Genomic DNA, 6,110 nt, shown 5'->3' with positions numbered 1-6,110 from the left:
CGACCCGGTCCCGCCGGTGAGCCCGACCCGCAGCACGTCGGCCGCCGCGTCAGCCGCGCCGGTGCAGCAGCGCGGTCGCCCGGCGCAGCGGCGAGGTGACCCGCCACGACGTCGACGCGTGCACGTCGGCGAGCTCGCCGGTCGCCCGGCGCAGGTCGTCCTCGAGCCGGGCGACCCGCGCCCGCAGCTCGTCGAACTCGCTGCTGCCCGCCCGCAGCAGCTCGCTGTGCCGGTCGGCGGCGGAGGGCGTCGACAGCAGCGCGTCGACCAGCTCGTCCTCGACCGCCCGCAGCCGCGCCAGCCGGTCGCGGCCGTCCTCGCGCGGCGCGTCCTGGTCGCCGAGCTCGAGGGTCACGAAGAACTCGAACCCCTCGGTGCCGTGCTCCTCGACGACCCGGAAGCGGTGGTACCCCAGCTGGGCCAGGTCGTCGAGCAGCAGCCGGAACGACGCGGGGGTGAAGACCCACCGGTGCACGTCGCGGTACGCCTCCTGCGCGCGGCCGTCGGCCACCGCCTCCTCCACGCCCGCCAGGTCGTCGAACTGCAGCGCCGGGTCGCCCTGCTGCCCGTGGCCCCACGCCACCGAGCCGGCGAGGGTGCAGGCGTACGCCTGGTGGTCGACCATCGCGCCGGGCGGGTGGAACCGGGTGGGCGCCACGTGGGCGTCGACCACGTCGCCGAGGGTCGTCAGCGGGCGGAACAGGTCGAACGAGTAGCGCTTGTCCGGCAGCACCAGCGCCAGCCGGCCACCGGGGACGAGCAGGCCGGCGCAGTCGGACAGGAAGCCGACCAGGTCGACGGTGTGCTCGAGCAGGTGCGAGGCGATGACGTAGTCGTACGCGCCGTGGTCGGGGATCGCCTCGAGCAGCGACCCGCCCGACCACACGTGGTCGACGTCCTCGATCGCCGCGATCTTCTCCTCCGGCAGGTCCCAGCCCCGGTACTTCACGACCAGCTCGTCGCGGCTCAGGTGGTCGACGGTCTCGACCCGCCGCCCGGACGACTTGGGCAGCAGCGGGCTGTAGGACGGCCCGATCTCCAGCCCCCGCCCGTCGAGCTGCAGCGAGCCGATGGCCTTGTCGACGCGATCCACGCCGGAACCCTACAAGTCCGCGGGCACGACCGAGCCCCGCCACCCTGGGGGTGACGGGGCTCGGTCGTGCAGCGGTCGAGCCGTCGGCTCAGGCGCCGCCGGTGAGCTTCTCGCGCAGGGCGGCGAGGGCCTCGTCGGAGGCCAGCGTGCCCTCGTCCTTCGGCGCCGAGGGCGACGACGAGGACGACGACGAGGAGGACGAGTCGGACGAGTACGAGGTGGCGGCGGACTCGCCACCGGCCTCGATCGCCTCGACCTCGGCCTTGGCCGCGTCGGTGACCTGCTTCTTGTGCGCCTCCCAGCGCGCGTGGGCCTCGGCGTACTGCCGCTCCCACTCCTCGCGCTGGGTGTCGTAGCCCTCGAGCCACTCCTGGGTCTCGGCGTCGAAGCCCTCGGGGTACTTGTAGTTGCCGGCCTCGTCGTACTCCTGCGCCATGCCGTACAGCGACGGGTCGAAGTCCTCGGAGTCGGCGTCCACGCCCTCGTTGGCCTGCTTGAGCGACAGCGAGATGCGGCGACGCTCGAGGTCGATGTCGATGACCTTGACGAAGATCTCGGAGCCGACCTGGACGACCTGCTCGGGGATCTCGACGTGGCGCACCGCGAGCTCGGAGATGTGCACCAGGCCCTCGATGCCCTCCTCGACGCGCACGAACGCACCGAACGGGACGAGCTTGGTGACCTTGCCCGGGACGACCTGGCCGATCGCGTGGGTCCGGGCGAACTGCTGCCACGGGTCCTCCTGCGTCGCCTTGAGCGACAGCGAGACCCGCTCGCGGTCCATGTCGACGTCGAGGACCTCGACGGTGACCTCCTGGCCCACCTCGACGACCTCGGACGGGTGGTCGATGTGCTTCCAGGACAGCTCGGACACGTGCACCAGGCCGTCCACGCCACCCAGGTCGACGAACGCACCGAAGTTGACGATCGAGGACACGACGCCGGAGCGGACCTGACCCTTCTGCAGGGTGTTCAGGAAGTTGATCCGGACCGCGGACTGCGTCTGCTCGAGCCACGCGCGGCGCGACAGCACGACGTTGTTGCGGTTCTTGTCGAGCTCGATGATCTTCGCCTCGACCTTCTGGCCCACGTAGGGCTGCAGGTCGCGCACGCGGCGCATCTCGACCAGCGACGCCGGCAGGAAGCCGCGCAGGCCGATGTCGAGGATCAGGCCGCCCTTGACGACCTCGATGACGGTGCCCTCGACGACGCCGTCCTCCTCCTTGATCTTCTCGATCGTGCCCCAGGCGCGCTCGTACTGGGCGCGCTTCTTGGACAGGATGAGCCGGCCCTCCTTGTCCTCCTTCTGGAGGACCAGGGCCTCGACCTCGTCACCCACGCCGACGACCTCGTTCGGGTCGACGTCGTGCTTGATCGAGAGCTCGCGGGAGGGGATGACACCCTCGGTCTTGTACCCGATGTCGAGCAGGACCTCGTCGCGGTCGACCTTGACGATGGTGCCGGAGACGATGTCGCCGTCGTTGAAGTACTTGATCGTCTCGTCGATGGCGGCGAGGAAGTCCTCGGCCGAGCCGATGTCGTTGATGGCGACCTGGGGGGTGGTGCTCGACGCGGTGGTACTGGCGGTCATGTAGGAGAGGCTCCGTTTGCGGGCAGGTGGTCTGGACGGACCGCCATCGGGACGGCCCGTCGTGCGGACACGACTGATCTGCGCACGCTCTGTGCGCACGCCGAGCCTACCCGCGTCGTGCTCAGCCGGTCAAAGGACGCCGTGCTCGCGGGGTGCCGCCCGGAGCACGCGGCGCACCGGCCATGATCGGGGCGTGGACGACCCCCGCTACGGCTACCGCCCGCTGCCCGCCGGCGCCTCCTCGGCCGCCGGCCGCGCCTACTGGGACGCCGAGGCGGGCGCGTACGCCGACGAGCACGGCGGCTTCCTCGGCAGCCACGTGCCCGGCGGCCGGTTCGTCTGGGGCCCGGAGGGGCTCGACGAGGCCGACGCCGGTCTGCTGGGCGGGCTCGCCGGCCTCGACGTGCTCGACGTCGGGTGCGGCCAGGCGCAGACGACCCGCTGGCTCGCCGGCCGCGGTGCCCGGGTCGTCGGGCTCGACGTCTCGATCGGCATGCTCCGCGAGGCGGGTGCGGACCCTCCCCCGCTGCTGCAGGGCGACGCCGCCCGGCTGCCGTTCGCCGACGGCGCGTTCGACCTGGTCTGCTCCGCCTACGGGGGCGTCCCCTTCGTCGAGGACGGCGCCGCGCTGGTGGCGGGCGTGGCGCGCGTGCTGCGTCCCGGCGGCCGGTTCGTCTTCTCGGTGACCCACCCGGTGCGCTGGGCGTTCCCGGACGACCCGGGCGAGGCCGGGCTGACGGCCACCCGCTCGTACTTCGACCGGACGCCGTACGTCGAGACCGCCGAGGACGGATCTGTCACCTACGCCGAGCACCACCGCACGCTCGGCGACCGGGTGCGCGACCTCGCGGCCGCCGGGTTCGTGCTGCTCGACCTGGTCGAGCCGCCCTGGCCCGACGACCACGACCAGGTCTGGGGCGGCTGGAGCCCGTTGCGCGGCCGCCTGCTGCCCGGGACGGCGGTGTTCGTCGCCCGCCTGGCGTGACGCGCGTCAGGCCTTCTGGAAGTCGACCGGACGCGCGGCCCGGCGTCCCTGGTAGGGCGTGTCGTCGTCACGACGGACCCGGGCGAGCAGGACGCCGACGACCACGAGCACCAGGCCGAGCAGGGCCGCGCCGATCGGGGCGGTCGTGGTGACCAGGTCGGCCAGCGACTTGTTCTCCTTGGCCGTCTCGGCCTGCGCCGTCACCGTGGCCTCGTTGAACTCCAGCGGCGCGTCGGTGATCGTCAGCAGCTCGTCGTCGCCGTCGCGCAGGGTCGAGATCTGGTGCTCGGCGCCCTTCACGATGACGCCGGTGGTCGGCTCGACCCAGACGTGGCGGGTGTTCGAGTAGTACCGGTCGACGGTCAGCGTCGCCTCGTCGCTGCCGACCAGGTCGCCGGGCACGTCGAGCTCGGCGATCTTCGTCGGCTCGATGACCTGCTCGAACTCGTAGACCGCCAGGCCCTCGAGCTCGGACTCCTGCACGAAGACCATGTCGGTGGCGGCGGCGATCGAGGTGTCGAAGTACTGGTAGGTCTCCTTCTGGGTGCCGAAGGGGAACTTGTACTCGATGCCCTGGTGCTCGGTGGGCTCGCCGTTGAGGTTCTCGCCGCAGCAGTTCTCGGCCTCGGACGTGGAGCGGTCGAACGCGACGCGGTCGGTGGTGGCGCTGACCAGCTGGTCCTCGCCCTCGCCGGGCTTCTCGGGGTCGACGATCTTCACGAAGACGTCCCAGACCGCGGTGTCGGCGTCGCCGGCCTCGACGTCGCCGCGCACGGTGCGGGTGGCGACGAACTCGCGACCGGTGCGCACCTCGAGGGCGGCGATGTCGAGGTAGGTGACGTCGCTCGCCTCGGAGACCGTGGTGGAGTACTGGTCGAGCGGTGCCACCAGCAGCCGCGGGGCGGCGTACCACTTCAGCATCGGCGCCAGCACCAGCAGGAACACCCCGAGGCCCAGCACCACCAGGCCGATGATCCGCCGCATCGCTCCCCTGTCCGCCCTTCGTCGCGGGCGGTCGGGCGGCGTCGTGCTGACGCCCTACCCTGTCGACCACCCCATCGTGTGCTCGCGCAACCTACCAGCAAGTAACCCGTGCCCGGAGGAAGTCCGCCGATGTCGTCCACCGCGCGCCGCGAGCCGGTCGCGGCCGACCCCGCGACGACCGGTCCGGGCGGCCGCGAGGCCCGGCAGCGGGCGCTCGACGGGCTGCGCGGCCTCGCCGCGCTGGCGGTTCTGCTCACCCACGTCGGGTTCCAGGCAGGTGCCTACGGCGACGGCCTGCTCGGCCGCGTCCTGGGCCGGTTCGACCTGGGTGTCGCGCTGTTCTTCGCGCTGTCGGGGTACCTGCTGCACCTGCCGTTCGCGCGGGCGGCGCGCGAGGGCCGGCCCGCGCCCGACGCCCGCGCCTACCTGGTGCGCCGCGCGGCGCGCGTGCTGCCGCTCTACTGGGTGGTGCTCGCGGTGGTCGCCGTGGTCGTCACGCCCCCCGCCCGCGACCTGGTGGCGAACGTCCTGCTCGTGCAGATCTACCTGCCGGACGCGATGGTCGGCGCCTTCACGCAGACCTGGAGCCTCGCGACCGAGGTGTCCTTCTACCTGGCGCTGCCGCTGCTCGCGTGGTGGCTCGCCCGGCGCCGGCGCCCTGCCCTCGCGGTCTGCCTGCTCGCCCTCGCCGGCCTCGCCGTCGCCACCGTCGCGGCGGGCGTCACGATCGGCGGCGAGACGCTCGCCACGCGCTGGCTGCCGGCGCACCTGTCCTGGTTCTGCGCCGGTCTGCTGCTCGCCCAGGCCCGGGTCGCCCCCGACGCGCCCTGGTCGCGCCGCCTGCACGACCTCGCGCGCCACCACCCCGGCACCTGCCTGGTCGTGGGGCTCGCGGCGTTCGTCGTCGCCACGACCCCGCTCGGCGGGCCCATGACGCTCGAGCCGTTCGCCGGCTGGGAGGCCGCGACCAAGGAGGCGCTCGGCGCCGTCGTGGCGTTCGCGGTCGTGCTGCCGTTCGCGCTCGGCGGCGACGACGACCGCGCCCCCGGCGCCCGCACCGTCGGCGGCCCGGTCGGCCGCTGGCTCGGCGAGGTGTCCTACGGCGTGTTCCTGTGGCACCTGCCGGTGCTCGAGGCGTTCTACGCGGTCAGCGGCACCCCGCTGTTCGGCGGGCACCTGTGGTTCGTCGTGGTGGTCGTCGTGCCGGTCACGCTGGGTCTGGCGACCGTGACGTACCACCTGGTCGAGAAGCCGCTGGTGCGTCGGGCGCACCGGTTCCGGCGCGGCGTGCCCACGGCCTGACGCCGCGGGCGACGGCGAGCCCCAGCGCGAGCAGCACGAGCAGCCGGGTGGCCACGTCGATCGCGTCGGCGCGCCCCGGCAGCGGGTCGACGACGCGCTCGGCCCCGGCGAGGGCGCCCGCCGCCGCAGCCGCCACCGGCACCACCCGCGGCCGC

Annotated in this window: 5 protein-coding genes; 2 read left to right on the top strand and 3 right to left on the bottom strand. The window is 73.1% G+C overall.

Annotated elements, in window-relative coordinates; genetic code table 11:
- Nucleotides 1–49 precede the first annotated feature (49 nt).
- Nucleotides 50–1,093 (bottom strand): class I SAM-dependent methyltransferase, encoded by a 1,044-nt coding sequence (locus ACYVKY_RS17720; protein ID WP_460436308.1) that lies wholly within the window; start codon nt 1,091–1,093, stop codon nt 50–52.
- Nucleotides 1,094–1,181: 88 nt separating this feature from the next.
- On the bottom strand, nt 1,182–2,684 hold the full coding sequence (rpsA, locus tag ACYVKY_RS17715) for a 30S ribosomal protein S1 (protein ID WP_460436307.1): 1,503 nt from the start codon (nt 2,682–2,684) through the stop codon (nt 1,182–1,184).
- 193 nt (nt 2,685–2,877) lie between these two features.
- Between rpsA and ACYVKY_RS17710 the strand changes: the two genes are divergently transcribed.
- Nucleotides 2,878–3,669, top strand: coding sequence for a class I SAM-dependent methyltransferase (locus tag ACYVKY_RS17710; protein ID WP_460436306.1), 792 nt, complete (start codon nt 2,878–2,880; stop codon nt 3,667–3,669).
- Between the two features lie 6 nt (nt 3,670–3,675).
- Here the strand turns inward: ACYVKY_RS17710 and ACYVKY_RS17705 are convergent, their stop codons facing one another.
- Nucleotides 3,676–4,653, bottom strand: a complete 978-nt coding sequence (locus tag ACYVKY_RS17705; RefSeq protein ID WP_460436305.1) for a PorA family protein — start codon at nt 4,651–4,653, stop codon at nt 3,676–3,678.
- Nucleotides 4,654–4,782: 129 nt separating this feature from the next.
- Here ACYVKY_RS17705 and ACYVKY_RS17700 point away from each other — a divergent pair, with 129 nt between their 5' ends.
- Entirely contained in the window at nt 4,783–5,955 is a 1,173-nt protein-coding gene (locus ACYVKY_RS17700) for an acyltransferase family protein (protein WP_460436304.1), read from the top strand.
- Nucleotides 5,956–6,110 lie beyond the last annotated feature (155 nt).

The organism is Angustibacter speluncae, assembly GCF_054777815.1.
Note: the sequence above shows the minus strand (reverse complement) of the source record. Positions and strands in the feature narration are given on the sequence as shown.